Source organism: Micromonospora sp. NPDC049662 (assembly GCF_040675055.1).
Classification (GTDB): Bacteria; Actinomycetota; Actinomycetes; order Mycobacteriales; family Micromonosporaceae; genus Micromonospora.
On record NZ_JBFAOC010000021.1, the window covers coordinates 63,526 to 80,879 of the forward strand.

The 17,354-nt window shown below is 73.8% G+C and carries 12 protein-coding genes; 7 read left to right on the forward strand and 5 right to left on the reverse strand.

The features are described from left to right. Positions 1–252: 252 nt before the first annotated feature. The 7 genes from AB0J36_RS17885 to AB0J36_RS17915 all read left to right on the forward strand — a co-directional run bounded on the left by AB0J36_RS17885 (position 253) and on the right by AB0J36_RS17915 (position 12,070). Positions 253–2,745, forward strand: coding sequence for an amino acid adenylation domain-containing protein (locus tag AB0J36_RS17885; protein ID WP_363660884.1), 2,493 nt, complete (start codon positions 253–255; stop codon positions 2,743–2,745). Continuing rightward, the gene (locus AB0J36_RS17890; RefSeq protein ID WP_363660885.1) at positions 2,742–6,029 is read left to right on the forward strand and encodes an amino acid adenylation domain-containing protein; all 3,288 of its coding nucleotides are present in this window, start codon (positions 2,742–2,744) and stop codon (positions 6,027–6,029) included. The genes AB0J36_RS17885 and AB0J36_RS17890 overlap by 4 nt, the downstream gene beginning before the upstream one ends. After that, positions 6,026–9,115, forward strand: coding sequence for a type I polyketide synthase (locus AB0J36_RS17895; protein ID WP_363660886.1), 3,090 nt, complete (start codon positions 6,026–6,028; stop codon positions 9,113–9,115). Before AB0J36_RS17890 ends, AB0J36_RS17895 begins: the two co-directional genes overlap by 4 nt. Beyond that, complete coding sequence (locus AB0J36_RS17900) at positions 9,108–9,299, forward strand: MbtH family protein (protein WP_355048249.1); 192 nt, start codon at positions 9,108–9,110, stop codon at positions 9,297–9,299. The genes AB0J36_RS17895 and AB0J36_RS17900 overlap by 8 nt, the downstream gene beginning before the upstream one ends. 434 nt (positions 9,300–9,733) lie before the next feature. Continuing rightward, the gene (locus AB0J36_RS17905) at positions 9,734–10,213 is read left to right on the forward strand and encodes a hypothetical protein (RefSeq protein ID WP_363660887.1); all 480 of its coding nucleotides are present in this window, start codon (positions 9,734–9,736) and stop codon (positions 10,211–10,213) included. Between the two features lie 78 nt (positions 10,214–10,291). Beyond that, on the forward strand, positions 10,292–11,518 hold the full coding sequence (locus tag AB0J36_RS17910) for an MFS transporter (RefSeq protein WP_363660888.1): 1,227 nt from the start codon (positions 10,292–10,294) through the stop codon (positions 11,516–11,518). A gap of 81 nt (positions 11,519–11,599) precedes the next feature. Next, positions 11,600–12,070, forward strand: coding sequence for a hypothetical protein (locus AB0J36_RS17915; protein ID WP_357125619.1), 471 nt, complete (start codon positions 11,600–11,602; stop codon positions 12,068–12,070). A gap of 8 nt (positions 12,071–12,078) precedes the next feature. Here AB0J36_RS17915 and AB0J36_RS17920 read toward each other — a convergent pair whose 3' ends face one another. Genes AB0J36_RS17920 through AB0J36_RS17940 form a run of 5 tightly spaced genes read right to left on the reverse strand, consistent with a single transcriptional unit; the run spans position 12,079 to position 17,339 of the window. Then, entirely contained in the window at positions 12,079–13,284 is a 1,206-nt protein-coding gene (locus AB0J36_RS17920) for a 2-oxo acid dehydrogenase subunit E2 (protein WP_363660889.1), read from the reverse strand. After that, the gene (locus AB0J36_RS17925; RefSeq protein WP_357125625.1) at positions 13,274–14,287 is read right to left on the reverse strand and encodes a transketolase C-terminal domain-containing protein; all 1,014 of its coding nucleotides are present in this window, start codon (positions 14,285–14,287) and stop codon (positions 13,274–13,276) included. The genes AB0J36_RS17920 and AB0J36_RS17925 overlap by 11 nt, the downstream gene beginning before the upstream one ends. After that, entirely contained in the window at positions 14,280–15,218 is a 939-nt protein-coding gene (locus tag AB0J36_RS17930; protein WP_363660890.1) for a thiamine pyrophosphate-dependent dehydrogenase E1 component subunit alpha, read from the reverse strand. The genes AB0J36_RS17925 and AB0J36_RS17930 overlap by 8 nt, the downstream gene beginning before the upstream one ends. Next, positions 15,215–15,463, reverse strand: a complete 249-nt coding sequence (locus AB0J36_RS17935) for an acyl carrier protein (RefSeq protein WP_357125631.1) — start codon at positions 15,461–15,463, stop codon at positions 15,215–15,217. The genes AB0J36_RS17930 and AB0J36_RS17935 overlap by 4 nt, the downstream gene beginning before the upstream one ends. Beyond that, a complete protein-coding gene (locus AB0J36_RS17940; protein ID WP_363660891.1) occupies positions 15,456–17,339 on the reverse strand; it encodes an HAD-IIIC family phosphatase in 1,884 nt (627 codons plus the stop codon). The genes AB0J36_RS17935 and AB0J36_RS17940 overlap by 8 nt, the downstream gene beginning before the upstream one ends. Between the last annotated feature and the right edge of the window lie 15 nt (positions 17,340–17,354).

Below are 17,354 nucleotides of genomic sequence, written 5' to 3' on the forward strand. Positions count from 1 at the left end.
CAACCGGGCCCTGCGAGTCGTCACCCGGCGTGGCTTCCCCCCGGCACGATCATTGCCTTCATCGAGCGGCATCGCCATAACCAAAAGAGTCGGTGTACTTACTGACTGCAATGCGCTATCGGCATAAAGCCGCGCTCAGGTTTCCCTCAGGTCGCCGCAACGGCACCCGAACTGTCCGTACAAGCAACTGGCACGGGCGCGGGCCAGACTCTCGGTCATTGCGTGTCACCCGCCGATCGGAGCTGAGATCCGATGACCGAACAGACAATTCTTCCTGTCCTTTCCGCCTTCTGGGAGCGGCAGCTCGCCGCCCTCCCGGACCCGCCGGACCTGCCCTTCCCGCCGACGGCAGACCCGCCCGGCGACGCCCGAGTTGACCTGGGCGAGGAGGTCGAGCCGCAGGTCAGCGTGTTGGCCGGCCTGTTCGCGCTGCTGCACCGCTGGGTCGGTGGTCGGGATCTGCTCGCCGCGACGCCGGCCGCCCCGACCGACGGTGGACGCTGGCTGCCGGTCCGGGTTCGGCTGCCCGAGGATCCCACCTGGACCGAGCTGCGGGACCTGGTCCGAACGGCGCTACGTGAAGCCCGGGCGCATGACAGGGAATTGCCCGAAACTCCTCTCGGCTATCGGCCGGTGGTATCGATTGGCTCCGATCAACCGCCGCCCGGTAATCGTGGTGTGTTGCGGCTGCTGATCGACGACGCCGACGAACGGCCGACGGCCACGGTGGCCGGACACCCGCACGTCGCGTCGATCGCGGCGGCCCTTGCCGTCCTGCTCGACCGGGCGCGGGAACGCCCCGGGGCGCGGCTGTCCGACCTACCGCTGCTCGACCCGGCGACCGAACGGCGGGTGGTGCGTGACTGGAACGCCACCGACACCGCCTATCCGCGCGAGTCGTCGGTGCCCGCGCTGTTCGCCGAGTGGGCCCGGCGAACCCCGGACGCGCCCGCGCTGCGCGACGACAACCAGAGGCTCGACTACCGCGAGGTGGACCGGCGCGCCAACCACCTGGCCGGGCGTCTGCTCCGGCGCGGCATCGGCGCCGAGACGATCGTCGGGATCTGCCTCGCCGACACCACGACCTGGGTGGTCGCCGCCCTGGCGACGCTCAAGGTGGGCGCCGCGTACCTGCCGCTGGACCCGGGTTACCCGCCGGAGCGGCTGGCGCTGATGTGCCAGGACGCCGCGCCGGGCGTCATCCTGCACGCCGCCGCGCTGGCCGACCGGCTTCCCGACGACGGCACGCCCCGGATCGCTGTGGACCGCCTGCCGACCGACGACGGCCCGGCCCAGCCCCCGGCGGTGACGGTTCACCCCGACCAACTCGCGTACGTCATGTACACGTCGGGATCCACCGGCCGCCCCAAGGGCACCGGCGTCAGCCACCGCAACATCGTCCGGCTGGTCCGCGACACCACCTTCATCGACGTGCGCCCCGACGACGTGATGGGGCAGGCCGCCACGATGTCGTTCGACGCGGCCACGCTGGAGGTCTGGGGCGCGCTGCTCAACGGCGCCTGCCTCGCGGACCTGGACATCAACGACGTGATCGTGCCGGACCGGCTCCGCGCCCGGCTGCGCGACACCGGCGTGACGATGATGTTCCTGGCCACCTCCGTGGCCCGGCAGGTGGCGACCGAGGCGCCGGACGCCCTGGCCGCGCTGCGCTACCTGACCTTCGGTGGCGAACAGGCCGACCGGACCGCCGTGGAGCGGCTGCGGGCGGCGTGCCCGGACACGACGCTCGTCAACGGGTACGGCCCGACCGAGGCGACCACCTACAGCACCACGTACGACTGCGCCCGGCTCACCGCCGCGGACCCGGTCGTGCCGATCGGCGGTCCGATCGCCAACACCCGGGTGTACGTGCTGGACCGTCTCCTGCGACCGGTACCGCCCGGCGTGCTGGGCGAGCTGTTCATCGGCGGCGACGGGGTGGCCCGTGGTTACCTCGGCCGCCCCGACGCGACGGCCGAGACGTTCGTGCCCGACCCGTTCGGCCCCCGCGCCGGGGGCCGGCTCTACCGCACCGGGGACGTGGTCCGGCAGCGCCCGGACGGGTTGATCGAGTTCGTCGGCCGGTCCGACCACCAGGTGAAGATTCGTGGGTACCGGGTCGAGCCGGGGGAGGTGACCGAGGCGCTGCGCCGCGGCGGGCTGGTTCGCGACGCGATCGTGCGCGCCGATCGCGACGCCGCCGGTGACGCCCGGCTGGTCGCGTACGTCGTGCCCGACGAGGAAGTGGGCGTCGAGGCGATCCGGGAACGGGCCCGCGAGCAACTGCCCGACCACCTGGTGCCGGCCGTGTTCGTGGTGCTGCCCCGGCTGCCGCTCAACCGCAACGGCAAGGTGGACGTCGCGGCGCTGCCCGCCCCCGACGCCACCCCGGCAGCCGACGACGACGCTCCCCGTACGCCCACCGAGCGGGCGGTGACCGAGATCTGGCAGGACGTCCTCGGCGTGCCGGTGCGCCGCCGCGCCGACGACTTCTTCGACCTGGGTGGACGGTCCCTCAAGGCGACCCGGGTCCGCTCCCGGCTCGCCGCCGCGATCGGCGCGGAGGTGCCGTTGCGGCTGATCTTCGACCACCCGACGGTTGCCGGGCTGGCCGCCGCGTTGGACGAGATCGGTGGCACGCCCGCCGAGTCCGCCGATCCGGTCGCGCCGGTCGTGCTGGACGGGCCGCCCCCCGCCGATCTCGCGGGCCTGCTCGACCAGCTCGAACAGGACGCCGCCCGATGATCGGCGCGCTCACCCCCGCCCAGTTGCGCCAGCGCGTGGAGGCCCTGCCACCCGAGCGGCGGCGGACGTTCCTCGCGGCGATCCGCGCGGACGGCGACCGGTACGGCATCCACCCGCTCACCGCCGCCCAGGAGTGGATGCTCCTGCTGGCCCAGCTCCGACCGGACAGCCCCGCCTACCACGTGCCGTACCGGGTGGACCTGCGCGGTGACCTGGACGTGGCCGCGTTACGCGGCGCGCTCGACGAGATCGTGGCGCGGCACGAGGCGCTGCGCACGGTCTTCGTGCCGCTGGACGGCCAGTCGTACCAGCTGGTCCTGCCGGCGACCGGTCTGCCGCTCACGGTGGTGGACGTCGCGCCGGAGCGGATCGACGGGTACGCCGCCGCCGAGGCGGTACGCCCGTTCGACCTGTCCCGGGGGCCACTGGTGCGCGCCACCCTGTGCCGCACCGGCCCGGATGACTTCTCGCTGCTGCTCACCCTGCACCACGTGGTCTGCGACGGCTGGAGCATGGGTCTGCTCTTCGAGGAGTTGTCGGCGGCGTACGCGGCCCTGCGGGACGGCCGTGCCGTGGCGTTGCCGACGGTCCCCCGGGACGTGCCGGCGGCGCTGGCCCAGGACCGGCTGCTCGGCCCGACCGAGCTGGCCCGGCGGCTCGACTGGTGGCGTGACGCGCTGGCCGGCGCGCCGCCCGGTCTCGACCTGCCCACCGACCGGCCCCGTCCGGTGGAGCTGGAGGACGCCGGCCACGAGATCGAATTCTCCTGGCCTCCCGCGTTGGCCGACCGGGTGGCCGAGGCGCAACGACGCACCGGCGCGACCCCGTACATGATCTTCGCGGCGGCCTGGGCGGCGTTGCTGCACCGGCGCAGCCAGCAGTCGGACCTGCTCATCGCCACGCCGGTGGCCAACCGTCAGACGATCGACAGCGAGACCGCCGTCGGTTTCTTCGTCAACACGCTGGTGCTGCGCAGTCGGGTCGACGGTGGACTGACGTTCGCCGCGCTGCTGGACCGGCTCCGCGACTCGGCGCTGACCGCGCTGACCGATCCGGTGCCCTTCGACGCCCTGGTGCAGGAGCTGCGCCCGGTCCGCGATCCCGGCCGTCATCCCCTCGCTCAGGTCATGTTCGCCGTCGAGGACGGCTGGGAACAGCGGCTGACGTTGCCCGGGGTGACCGTGCTGACCAGCGGCGAGACGCACACCGGTACGTCCATGTTCGACCTGACGTTGACCGTCGTCGCACACGAGGGGCGAATCGACGGGCGGATCGAGTACCGGATGAGACTCTTCGACGAGTCCACCGCCCGCGCGCTCGCCGACCAGCTCGACACCCTGCTCATGGCCGCGCTCGCCGCCCCGGACACCCCGGTCGACCGGCTGCCGCTGCTCGACCCGGCCGCCGGTCGGGACCTGGTCGACCGCTGGGCCGCCGCCGCGCCCGCGTCACCCGAGCAGCCGAGCCTGGGCGAACTGGTCGCCCGCCAGGCGAGGACGAACCCGGACGCGGTGGCGGTGGCGTACCGCGATCAGGCTGTCACCTACCGGGACCTGGACGCCCGGGCCGACCGCCTGGCCCGGACCTTCGCCGCCCGGGGTGTGCGGGACGAGACGACCGTCGGCGTCTGCCTGCCCGCCGGCCCCGACTGGGTGGTCACCTTCTTGGCCGTACTCCGATCGGGTGGGATGTACCTGCCCCTGGACCCGCAGCTACCGGCGGCCCGGCTGGCGCACCTGCTCGCCGACTCGGCCGCCGCGCTGGTGGTCACCACCGCCGACGCGCAGTTGGCGCTGCCGACCACCGACGTGCCGCTGCTGCGCCTCGACGAGCAACCGCCGGCCGTCGACGCCACGCTCCCGGCGGCCGTCCACCCCGACGCCGCCGCCTACCTGATCTACACGTCCGGTTCGACCGGGCTGCCGAAGGGCGTCATCGGCACCCACCGGGGGCTGGCCAACCTCGCCGAGGCGCAGGCCCGGCTGGTCGGCGTCCAGGCCGGCGACCGGGTCCTGCAGTTCCACTCGATCGGGTTCGACGTCGCGCTGTCCGACGTGGTCACCACGCTCACCGTCGGCGCGACCCTGCGCCTGCTCGGCCCGGACGAGCGCACACCCGGCCCCGACCTGGCCGCCGCGCTCGTCCGGCACCGCGTCACGGTCGCCGACCTGCCGCCGGTGGTCCTCGACGCGTTGGACCCCACCGCCCTGCCCGACCTGCGGGTACTCACCGTGGGTGGGGAACCCTGCGCGCCGGACGTCGCCGCCGCCTGGTCGCGCGGCCGGCTCCTGATCAACGGGTACGGCCCCACCGAGGCCACCGTCACCGCCACGGCCGCCCACTGCGCGCCCACCGACAGCGAGCTGCCGATCGGTCGCCCGCTGACCGGGGTACGCGCCTACGTCCTCGACACCGAGCTGCGGCCGGTACCGCCCGGGGTGCCCGGCGAGCTGCATCTCGGCGGCCTCGGCGTGGCCCGCGGCTACCACGGCGACGCCGCGCTCACGGCCGGACGCTTCCTGCCCGACCCGTACGCGCCGACGCCGGGGGCGCGCATGTACGCCACCGGTGACCTGGTCCGCTGGCGTGCCGACGGACAACTCGTCTTCCTCGGCCGGGCGGACAACCAAGTCAAGATCAACGGTTTCCGGATCGAGCTGGGTGAGGTGGAAGCCCACCTGCGGCAGCACCCGGGCGTACGCCGCGCCGCCGCCGTGGTGCGGACCGACTCGCCCGGTGGCCGACGACTCGTCGGCTACCTCGTGGGCGACGGGTTGGCGGTGGACGAGCTACGCCAGAGCCTGCTCCGGCGGCTGCCCCGCTACCTCGTGCCGAGCGCGTTCGTGGTGGTGCCCGACCTGCCGTTCACGTCCAGCGGCAAACTCGACGCGTCCCGCCTGCCGGCCCCCGCCGTGGCCCGCGCCGATCTCGGCGCCGCGTACGTGGCGCCCGACGGGGCCGTCGAACGGGCCATCGCCGACACCTGGCGACAGGTGCTCGGGCTGGACGACGTCGGTGCGGACGACAACTTCTTCGACCTCGGGGGCACGTCCCTGCTGCTGGCACGGGTGCAGACCCGCCTCGCCGACCGGCTGGGCCGACCGGTTCCGGCGGTGGAGCTGTTCCGCTACCCGACCGTCGCGCAGCTGGCCCGCTTCCTCGACGGCGGGTCCGCGCCCACGGCGACGCCGACCGGCGGCCGCCGACGGGACGAACGCAAGCAGGCGCTGGCCGACCGGGCCCGCCGGGCCCGCCCGGTGCCGGCGGGGGAGGGACGAGCGTGAGCGAGCAGGAGACCGGACTGGAGATCGCCATCGTCGGGATGGCCGGCCGCTTTCCGGGCGCGGCCGACGTCGACGAACTGTGGCGTCGGGTCCTCGCCGGACAGGAGACCATCACCCGGTTCACGGACGCGGAGTTGGCCGCCAACGGGCTGAGCGAACAGGAGCGGCGGCACCCCGACCACGTGCCGGCGCACGGCGCGCTGCCGGACGTCGACCGCTTCGACGCCGGCTTCTTCGGCTACTCGCCCCGCGACGCACGGCTGCTCGACCCGCAACAGCGGCTCTTCCTCCAAACGGCCTGGACCGCCCTGGAACGCGCCGGTCACCTCGCCGGGGACCCCGACCGGCTGGTCGGCGTGTACGCCGCCGCGGCGGCCAGCGGCTACCTCCTGCACCACCTGTTCCGCAATCCACGGCTCGACTCGGTCTCCGAGTACGAGCTGATGCTCGCCAACGACAAGGACTCGCTGCCCACCCGGGTGGCGTACCACCTGGACCTGCGGGGACCCGCCGTGGCCGTGCAGACGGCCTGCTCGTCGTCGCTCGTCGCCGTACACCTCGCCGCGCAGGCGCTGCTCGCCCGCGAATGCGACGTCGCGCTCGCCGGCGCGGCGCACATCCTGCTGCCCACCGGCACCGGCTACCGCCACGAGGTCGGCGGCATCATGTCCCGCGACGGGCACTGCCGGCCCTTCGACGTACGCGCCACCGGAACGGTGGGAGGCGACGGCGCCGCCGTGGTCGTCCTGCGCCGGCTGGCGGACGCCCGCGACGACGGCGACACGGTGTACGCCGTCATCCGGGGCTCCGCCATCAACAACGACGGCCGGGTGAAGGTCGGGTTCACCGCGCCCGGGGTGGACGGTCAGGTGGCCGCGATCCGGGCCGCCCAGGAGGTGGCCGAGGTCGACCCCGCCACCATCGGCTACGTCGAGGCGCACGGCACCGGCACCGAGCTGGGCGACCAGATCGAGCTACGCGCCCTGACCGAGGCGTTCCAGCACGCGGTCGGGGGTCGGGGCGCTGAGGGTCGGGGCGCTGGCGGGGGTCGGTGTGCGCTCGGCTCGGTCAAGTCGATCGTCGGTCACCTCGACGTCGCCGCCGGCGTCACCGGGCTGATCAAGGCCGCGTTGGCGCTGCACCACCGGGTGGTACCACCCAGCCCGTACTGCACCGAGCCGCACCCCGAGCTGGCCGGCGGCCCGTTCCGGGTGCCCACCGCGCCGCAGCCCTGGCCCGACCTGGGCGGACCGCCCCGCGCGGCGGTCAGCTCCTTCGGCATCGGGGGCACCAACGCCCATGTCGTGCTCCAGGCCGCCGAACCGGCGCGGCAACTCCCCGACGACGAGCGGTCCGCGCACGTGCTGGTGCTCTCCGCCCGGGACGCCGACGGGCTCGCTGAGGCCCGTAGCCAGCTCGCCACCCACCTGGAGGGGAACCCGGACGTGCCGCTGGCCGACGCCGCGTACACCCTGGCCCACACGCGACGGGCGTTCGGTCACCGCCTGGTCGCCGTCGCCCCGGACGCCCGCACCGCCGCCGCCCGGCTCGCCGACCGCGGCTCGTCGCTGGTCCGCACCGGCGTCGCCACCGGTACGCCGGCCGGTGTGGCGCTGCTCTTCCCCGGCCAGGGCGCGCAGTACGCGGGGATGGGCCGCACCCTGTACCGCGCCGAGCCGGTCTACCGGGCGGCCTTCGACCGCTGCGCCGAACTGCTGCGCCCGCACCTCGACGTGGACCTGCGCACGCTGCTCTGCCCACCCGGCGAACCGGTCCCGCCCGTACCGGAGCTGGATGAGACCCGACTCACCCAGCCGGCCCTGTTCGCTGTCGAGTACGCCCTCGCCGAGCTGCTGCGGCACCGTGGCGTACGTCCGGTCGCGATGGCGGGACACAGCCTCGGCGAGTACGTGGCCGCCTGCCTGGCCGGCGTTTTCACGCTGCCCGACGCGCTCGCCACCGTCGCCGTACGCGGTCGGCTCATGCAGGCGCAGAGCCCCGGCTCGATGCTGTCGGTGGCGCTCGGCGTCGACGAGGTGACGGCGCTGCTGCCCGACGGCGTGGAGGTGGCCGCCGCCAACGCGCCGCGCCTCGTCACCGTCTCCGGCGCGACGGCCGCCGTCGCCGCGTTCGCCGCCGACCTGCGGGGGCGCGGAGTGGCCTGCCGCGAGGTGCGTACCTCGCACGCGTTCCACTCGGCCATGATGGAGCCCGCCCTGGCCGGCTTCGCCGCGCACCTGCGCGAGGTTCCGCTCAGCCCGCCCGCCGTGCCGATCGTGTCGAACGTGACCGGACGCTGGCTCACCGACGACGAGGCCACCGACCCCGCCTACTGGGTGCGGCAGCTCCGCCGCCCGGTCAACTTCGCCGCCACCGCCGAACTGCTGCTGGGCGAGCGGTACGCGCTGCTGGAGGCCGGACCGGGCCGCACCCTGGCCACCCTCGTCCGTCAGCACGGGGCGGCCCGCGGTACGACGGTGCTGACCAGCCTGCCCGCCGACCGCACCCCGGCCGGGGAGGACGAGACGGTCGCGCTGGCCGTCGGTCGGCTCTGGCTCGCCGGGGCGCCCGTCGACTGGCCCACCGGACGACGGCGGGTGCCCCTGCCCACGTACCCGTTCGCCCGCGAGCGGCACTGGGTCGACGCGTACCGGCCCGGTCCGGTCACGCTCGACGAGAGCGCGCCGGTCACCGCCGCCCCACCACCGACCACCCCGGACACTGCCGTCGCGCCAACCGACGATCCGTACGAGGTGGTGCGGCGGATCTGGGTGGACCTGCTCGGGGTGGACGAGGTCGGTCCCGACGACGACTTCTTCGAGCTGGGCGGCCACTCGCTGCTCGGCACCCGGGTGGTGGCGCGGCTGCGCGACGCGTTCGGCGTCGACCTGCCGCCCGCCGCGATCTTCGAGTCACCCACCCCCGCCGCGCTGGCGCGTACCGTCGCCGACCTGGCCCGGCCGGCTCCCGCCGTACCGGACGGGGACCTCACCGACCTGCTCGCGGAGATCCGGGCGCTCTCGCCCGAGAGTCTCGCCCGTGAGCTGCACCTGGCCCGACACGAGGAAGGCAACCCTGATGGCTGACGAACACCGCGTGGTGGTCAACGACGAGGAGCAGTACGCCCTGTGGCCCCGGCACAGGGAGGCGCCGGACGGATGGCGGGACGCGGGCTGCGCCGGCAGCCGCCAGGAGTGCCTGGACTTCGTCACGCGCACCTGGACCGACATGCGCCCCCGCAGCGTCCGCGAACACCTCGCCGCGAGCTGACGGCCGGTCACCGCCTCGCCGCGCGAAGCCGTCCGCCAGCCCGACGCTGGCCCGGCCTCAGCGCTGGCTCAGTCTCGGCGTTGGTCTGGCGGACGGCTTGGGCGGTGAGCCCGGTCGACGGAGGTAAGTGTCCGTGCTGCCTGTCGAGCTGCCCCAGAAGTGGGGCAGCCCCACAGCCCCATGTGGTACCAGAAGTAGGGCAGCCGGCCAGCGTTCGGTCGGCCTGAGGGTGGGGCAGCTCGCCAGCGTTCGGCCGTCCCAGAAATGGGGCAGCTCGACAGCGTCGTCGGATAGTGGGGGCCACCCCGCCCGCCCGGGAAACCGTGGCAACAGGCAGCTGTCCGGCCGGGACCGCAGATCGCAGACCGCGACTCGCCGGAGCCCTGCACTGCCGCACCCTCGCAACGTCGAGCTGTCAATGTAATGTTGACACGGTGACGACGCCGCTGGCCGGTCTGGCTGAGGTCCGTGCCGCTCGTACCCGCCTGGATGAGCGCGAGGCCGAGCTGATCGACCGGGCCCGTCACGATGGCGTCACCTGGGCGCAGATCGCGACGGCCCTGGGCCTCGGCAGCCGGCAGGCGGCCGAGCAGCGCCGGCAGCGCCTGGCCGTGGCGCGGCGTGCGCGGCGGCAGGACCTGGACCGGGGCTACTCGCCGCAGATCGCGGCGTTGCGGGCCGCGGTGGCCGAGTTGGGGCGGTGGATCGCGACGGACCGGCGGTGGGATTCCCGCTTCCGTCGGGCGACACTGGTGCGGAGCACGGTCGACGCGGCTCTGGACGCCGACCCGGGGTCGCTCTACGCGCTGGCCCTGCATCTGCGCGCCGACCTCGACCAGGCGGGCGACCGACTGCCGCAGCCGGTGCACACGGTGGCGGACGCCCTCGACACCGCCTTGTCAATGTTGCATTGACACCGCACTGCCAGCATTGCCTGATCGAGGCTCAACCCAACAGGATGTGAGTGAACTCGGCTCAACCTGGAGGGTTGAATGCGGCGCAACGCCTACCTGTTCGTGGCGATCTCCATGCTGTCCGGCTTCGGCAGCAGCGCCATGTCGCTGGTGGCCGGCCTCTGGGTCCTCGACCTCACCGGCTCGACCGCCGTCGCCGCGCTCACCGGGCTCTGCGTGTACGCCCCGGTCCTCGCCGGCCCGTGGCTCGGCGGCCTACTCGACCGGGCGTCCCGGCGACCACTGGTGATCGCCGTCAACCTCGCGCTGGCCGCCGCCCTGTTCTCGCTCCTCGCCGTCCGTGGGCCGGGGCAGACCTGGCTCGTCTTCGCCGTCTCGTGCGCCTACGGTGTCAGCTACGTACTCATCGACGCGGGCGAGACGGCGCTGCTGCCGTCCGCGCTGTCGGCAGCGGAACTCGGCGACGTCAACGGGTGGCGCTCCAGCGCCCAGGAGGGCATGAAGCTCGTCGCGCCGCTGGTCGGCGCGGGCCTCTACGCCTGGCAGGGCGGGCACGCGGTGGCCGCGCTGAGCGCGGTGATGCCGATTCTGGTCGCCCTCCTCTACCTGGTGGTCCGCCTGAACCGGCCGCCATCCGGGCGACCGACGAGGCGGGCTCACAGCCTCCGTACCGGACTGGCAGTCCTGGCCGGACAGCGGACCATCCGCGTTCCGGTCCTGCTCGCCGGAGTGTCGATCGCCATGTCCGGCTTCGTGACCGCCGCTCTCTACGCGATCGTCGTCACGGAACTGCGCCTGCCAACGAGCTTTCTGGGGGTGCTTGCCAGCGCCCAGGGCGCCGGCTCCATCCTGGGCGGACTCGTCGTCGGTCGGCTCCTCACCCGACGGGGTCCCGTGGCCGTCGGGGTCGCTGGAACGGTGCTGTTCGCGACGGGTTGTCTGGCCCGGTGTCTGCCCTGGTGGCCGGTCACGGTGGCGGGCGCGGTGACCGTCGGCGTCGGACTGCCGTGGACCGTGGTCGCGGCGGTGACCGCCGTGCAGACGCACACCCCTGCGGCACTGCTCGGCCGGGTCGCCGCGACGGCCAACACCGCGATGTTCGGGCCGCTCGTCCTGGCGATCCCGCTCGGCTCGGCGGCCGTCCACCTGGGCGGACGTCCACCCCTGCTCGGCGCCGCCGCGCTGTGCGTGCTTGCCACCACCGCCGCCGCTCGTGATCGTTGGCGGCTCAGCATCACGACACGCCGTCCACGCCGCTGCTCGGCGGCCAACGATCACGACCGGCAGACCTGCGTGACCGGCTGACCGGCGGGCTCCACGGACAGCGAGATCGATTCGTGGCCGTACCGTCGTCGGTCAGGTACCCGCCGGAATTAGCCTTTCGCCATGCGCCCAGCCCTGTCACCGCACCCCCCGTCGGTTGACCCACCGCCCAGGGCCTCGCGTACGGGATGGATCGTCGCGGGCGCCATCATCTTCGGGTGCCTGGCGGCGCTCGCCGTGCCGGTCGGCGGCTTTCTCCTGTGGATGTACGCCGGACCGGACGTGGACGAGCCGCGCGCGGCGGCCGACCAGTTCGTCCATCGGCTGGAGCGCAACGACGACGCCGCCGCCCACGAATCCCTGTGCCAGGAGATCAGGGAGCGGACCGACCTGGCGGCGTTCACCTCGGCGGTGCAGCGCCTCGGCCGGCCCGTGTCGCACACCATGGGCCGGGCCGCCTTCACCAACGAGGCCGGCAACAGCGCCTCGGTGACCGTCGAACTGACCGGCCGGAACGGTCAGACCTTGCGGCTCGACCTGCGGCTGGAGTCGGAGGTCGGCTGGCAGGTGTGCGACGAGAAGCTCTTCGGCTGACCGGCGCGTCACTCCTCGGCGAGGTGGTCGGGGGACTCCAGGGCGGCCTTCACCGCCTGCAGGAAGGCGACCGCCTCCCGTCCGTTGACGACCCGGTGGTCGTAGACGGCGCTCAGGTTGACGAACCGGCGGGTCACCACCTGACCGTCCGCGTCCAGCGCCAGCTCGTCCTGGGTCCCGCCGATCGCCACCACGCAGGTCTGACCGGGAAAGACGATCGGCCCGGCGAGCACCACGTCGGGATCGGTGTGCAGGGACACGACGATGGTCCCGCCGGCCAGCTCGCCGGCCCGGAAGCCCTCGCCGCCGGCCCGGCTGCGGAAGTCCATCAGCGTCTCGGCGATCTCCGCGCAGGTCAGCTCCTCGACGTCGCGGACCACCGGGATGAACAGGCCCGTCCCGACGTCGATGGTGACGCCGACGTGGGCCGCCTCGGCCAGCCGTACGCTGCTGCCGTCGCCGGGGGAGGCGAACAGCAACGGGTGGTCCTCGCGCAGCCCGCCGATCACCTTGACCAGCAGTTCCGGCAGACCGACCAGGGTGCGGGTGGCGCGGGTGAGCTGCCGGGCGACCGCGAGGGCGGCGTCGGCCCGTACCTTGATCACCGCGAGCGCCGCCGGCACCTCGCGGTGCGACTCGGTGACCACGGCAGCCACCGCGCGCTGGGCGCGGGAGAGCGTGTGCACCGGGCGCGGGTCGTCCGGCTCCGGGCCGTCGCCGGCCGCCAGCGCGGCGGCCGCGGCCACCACCACCGGCTCGGTCGCGGCCGTGGGCGCCGCCGACCGGTCGGCCAGCAGGCGTTCCACGTCGGTACGCCGCACGACCGCCTTGCCGAGCCCGCGCAACTCGTCGTCGCCCAGGCCGTGCGCGGTGGCGAGTTCCCGGGCCGAGTCGGTGAGTACGGGCCCACCCGGTCGGGTGTCGGGCGTCGGGGCGGCCGCGGTGACCGCTGCGGCGAGGAACCGCTGCCGCGCCTCCTCGTCGTCGAAGACGTGCCCGATGACGTCGCCCGGGGCGCACTCCTGGTTGACCTCGACGAGCCGGTGCAGCACGCCGTCGCCGTCGCTGAGCAGCTCCTCGGCCGCCTTGGACGTCTCCACCTCGGCGATCGGCTCGCCGGCGCGGATCCGCTCGCCGTCCTCGGCCAGCCAGTCGAGCAGGACGTACGTCGTGTCGTTGTTGTTGAGCTTGGGGACGACCAGGTCAGTCACCACTGACGACCTCCTTCACGGCCTGGTGGATGTCGGCGTCCTGCACCAGCACGGTGCGTTCGAGGTGCGCGGCGGTCGGGATGACGCTGTCCGCGGAGTGCACGAGACGTACCGGCGCGCGCAGCGATCCCCAGAGCCGCCGGTGCACGACCTGCGCCAGTTCCGCGCCCCAGGTGCCGCCGGCGGTGCTCTCCTCGGCCACCACGACCCGTCCGGCCCGCGCGATCGGCGGCAGCAGGGCGTCGGTGTCCAGCGGCCAGAGCCGCGAGGGCACCAGCACCTGGCAGACGACGTCGTCGCGCAGCAGCAGCTCCCGGGCCACCGACACGGCCCGCGCGGCCAACCCGCCGGGTACGACAAGCACGCAGTCGGCCTGCTCCTCCTCGTCCACCCGAACCCGGGCGACGTCGGCGTCCGGGCCGATCAGGTCGTAGCGGAACAGCTCGTCCACCACGCCGTCGGCGTACATGCGGGTGGTGTAGAGGACCTTGTCCTCGAAGAGCAGTCCCGGCCGGCCGGAGGCGAGCATCCCGGCGAGCACCGCCCGGTTGTCGTGGAAGGGCGACACCTCGTGCACGCTCAGGCCGGGGATGCCGATGAAGTGCTTCAGCGGGCTCTGGCTGTGCGTCGGGCCGTACCCGCGGTTGCCACCGCTGGGGCAGCGCACCACGAGCCGCATCGGCACCCGCCGGCCGTACATGGCGGTGGACTTGCTGGCGAAGTTGAGGATCTGGTCGAACGCCAGCGCCACGAAGTCACTGAACATGATCTCGACGATCGCGCTCTGCCCGGCCAGGGCCAGCCCACCGGCCACGCCGACGATCCCGCCCTCGCTCAGCGGGGTGGACAGCACCCGATCCGGCCAGCGCGCCGACAGTCCCCGGGTCACCTTGAACGCCCCGCCGTACGGGTCGACGAGGTCCTCGCCGAGCACGCTCAGCGTGGGGTCGTCGGCCAGCAGCGCGTGCAGGGCCTGGTTGAGGTTCTCCACCACCCGCTCAGCCACGGTTCTCCTCCGTCCAGCGGCTCGCCGGGCGGCCGGCGACGTCCGCGACGACCTGGGCCACGTACGCCCGTTGGCGTTCGTCGCGCGCGTCGAACTGCTCCGGGTACGCCCGCGCGTAACGCGCGTACCAGTCGTGCGCCCGCGCGTGCGCGATCTCCTCGGGGCGACGGCTGTCGTCCCCCTTGCTGTGCGGCCCCACCCGGTGGGTGAGCAGCTCCACCACGTACGGCGTGGACCGCTCGCGGACCCGGCGCAGCGCCGGTGTCAGCGCGGCGCGGACGACCTCGGTGTCGGTGGAGGTGATCCGGAGGTGGTCCACCCCGAAGGCCCGCGCCCGGCCGCCGATGCTGCCGGCGAGCTGCGCGGTCGTCGGCGTGGACTGGGCGATGCCGTTGTTCTCCACGACCAGCACCAGCGGCAGGCCCCACAGCGCGGCCATGTTCAGCGCCTCGTAGACGGCGCCCTCGCCCCACGTGCCGTCGCCCAGGTAGACCAGCGCCAGGCGGCCGGGTTCGGTGCGCTTGAGGTGCAGCGCGACCCCGGCGGCCACCGGCGCGCTCTCGCCCTGCACCCCGGTCGACAGGTAGCGCTCGCGCAGGATGTGCTGGCTGCCGCCGACACCGTGGCACACCGCGCCGTCGCGGCCCATCACCTCGGCGAGCAGGCCGTGCGGGTCGTCGAACCGGGCCAGGTAGTGGCCGTGGCCCCGGTGGTTGCTGAACACGAAGTCGTCGTCGTCGAGCAGCGGGCGCAGCGCCACCGGCACGTACTCCTGGCCCAGGCAGGTGTGCGTGGTGCCGTGCAGCTCGCCCCGGCCGAACATGTCCAGCAGCGCCAGCTCGAAGTGCCGGATGAGCAGCAGCAGGTCCAGGTCGGCGTCGGTGAGCCGGGTCGGCGCGGTGGGCGCCGCCTCGGTGCGGGTGGCGGTCACCGGACGACCCCGTCCCGCTCGGCGGCGACCAGGTCGACCAGCTCGCCGACGGCGGTCACCGCCAGGTACGCCCGCAGGTCCAGGCGTACGCCGAGGTCGTCCTCCAGCGCCGAGAGCAGCCGCAGCGCCTCCAGGCTGGTCCAGTGGGCCAACGACGCGAACCGGACGTCGGGCGTGATCTCCTCGGCCGGTACGTCCGCGACCTGCTCGATGAGGCCCGCGACGGTGGTGAACAGGTCAGGCACGGATGTCTCCCTCCTCCAGGGCGATCCACGCCGGCAGCAGCCGGGGCGGGGGGTGCAGTGGCAGCACGTGCCGGGTGGTGCCGTCCTCGACGGAGGCCACGGTGAAGCCGGCGGACGGCCAGACGGCCCCGCCGGGCTTGTTGCGGGCGGTGGGCCGGAACAGCGCCTCCAGCCGGGTCGCGCCGGCCGAGCGGGCCAGCTCCGTCACCCGGTGCAGGGCCGCCTGCTCAACGCCCCGGGAGAACACCCGGCAGCTCAGCACGAAGTTCTCGATCACCCAGGCGTCCGGATCGGTCCGGTCCAGCCACAGGCCGCCGACCAGCCCCTCCGCGCCGAACCGGTCGGCCACCTCGACGGTGAGCACCAGGTGGTCGGGGGAGTCGGCGCGGGCCCGGGTCTGCGCCTCGGTGTGCGCCCGTTCGGCCATCGTGAACTGGTTGGTGCGTAGCCCGAGCTGCGCGACCCGGGGCAGGCTGTGCGCGTCGACGTCCCGGACGCTGACCCGCAACTTCAGCTCGTGCAGGTAGTCGGCCGCGGAGTCGAACGTGGCGGCGAACCGCTCCCGCCCGGCGCGGGCCCGGTACAGCTCGGTGCGTTCCCGGTCGGTTGCGCCGGTGGCCAGTACGGTGAAGTGCCCCTCGGTGAGCAGCCGCGTGGAGAAGCCGGCCGGGTCGCCGGCCAGCTCCACCACCCGTACGCTCGGCAGCTCGTGGCGTACCAGCTCGCACTCGAACGGGCTGTCGTCGGCGAACACGACGGCGTCCAGGCCCAGGTTGAGGCTGGTGGCGAGCTGGCGCAGGTTCTCGTCCTTGCGCCCCCAGTTGACCGCCTGCGCGACGAAGTCGTCGGCGCGCAGCAGCAGGTCCGGATGTTGCGCGAACGCCTCGGTCACCAGGTCCGGGTCGTTCTTGCTGCACACCGCGAGCAGCACGCCCTGCCGGCGCAGCGCCAGGGCGCGACGTTGCACGTCCCGGTGGCAGTTGCCCGGGTAGTCGGCGCCGAGTCGGATGCCGGTGAGCCCGTCGTCGCCGAGCACGCCCGCCCAGAGCGTGTTGTCCAGGTCCAGCACGAGCACCTTGGCCGTCCGGCCGAGGGCCGCCCGGCAGAAGGTGGCCGCCTCGTGGGCGTACCGGCGTTCCACGGTGGGCGTCCACGCCATGCTGGCGAACCGGTACAGGCGCTCGTCGCGCACCGGACCGTCGTGGTCCACCAGCAGCGCTTCCAGGTCCAGGGTGTACGTCGTGTCCCGTCCACCCAGCTCCAGGAGCTGGGCGTTCAGCTCCCGCCAGAGGAGGCCCAGCTCGGCCCGCCCCCGGAAGCTGACCAGACTGCGGTGTTCCAACGGCGACAGCGGCACGGTGTGCAGCAGCACCGCGCCGTCGGTGCGGGTGGCGTACCCGCGCAGCGCGGCGGTGAGCACGCCGGCCCGTTCGCGCAGCACGTCGGCGAGGCCGGCCAGGTCGCCGGGGTCCCACTCGGCGGGCAGGAACCAGCCGTCGTGCAGCAGGCAGAGCGTGACGTCCGGCCGGAACTCGGCGAGTGCCGAGCCGGGGTCGCTGAGGTCGAGCACGAGCTGGTCGAAGCCGGAGACGTGGATCTCGGCGGCGATGCCGATCCGCAGCAGCGCCACCCGCAGCAGCGGTTCCAGCGTGCCGGGCGTGAACGTGCCGGTGACCGCGACCCGCAGCGGGCGCAGCGGGAAGTCGGGGCTGGCCAGCTTCTCGACGGGTACGTCGGCGAGCAGCCGACCGGCGGACGCGACGGCGGTGACCGCCGCGTCGTCCAGGTGGACCAGGCCGGGCGCCAGCTCCGGGTCGGCGGCCGCGCCTGGTCGGCGCAGCCGGCGGATCCGGTGCAGGACCTCCTCGACTCTCATGTTCGGTGTTCCTTC

Bases quoted from the DNA above. Each gene is read 5' to 3' on its own strand.
- AB0J36_RS17885 (WP_363660884.1), top strand. From the start codon at position 253: ATGACCGAACAGACAATTCTTCCTGTCCTTTCCGCCTTCTGGGAGCGG.
- AB0J36_RS17890 (WP_363660885.1), top strand. From the start codon at position 2,742: ATGATCGGCGCGCTCACCCCCGCCCAGTTGCGCCAGCGCGTGGAGGCC.
- AB0J36_RS17900 (WP_355048249.1), top strand. From the start codon at position 9,108: ATGGCTGACGAACACCGCGTGGTGGTCAACGACGAGGAGCAGTACGCC.
- AB0J36_RS17910 (WP_363660888.1), top strand. From the start codon at position 10,292: ATGCGGCGCAACGCCTACCTGTTCGTGGCGATCTCCATGCTGTCCGGC.
- AB0J36_RS17915 (WP_357125619.1), top strand. From the start codon at position 11,600: ATGCGCCCAGCCCTGTCACCGCACCCCCCGTCGGTTGACCCACCGCCC.
- AB0J36_RS17940 (WP_363660891.1), bottom strand. From the start codon at position 17,339: ATGAGAGTCGAGGAGGTCCTGCACCGGATCCGCCGGCTGCGCCGACCA.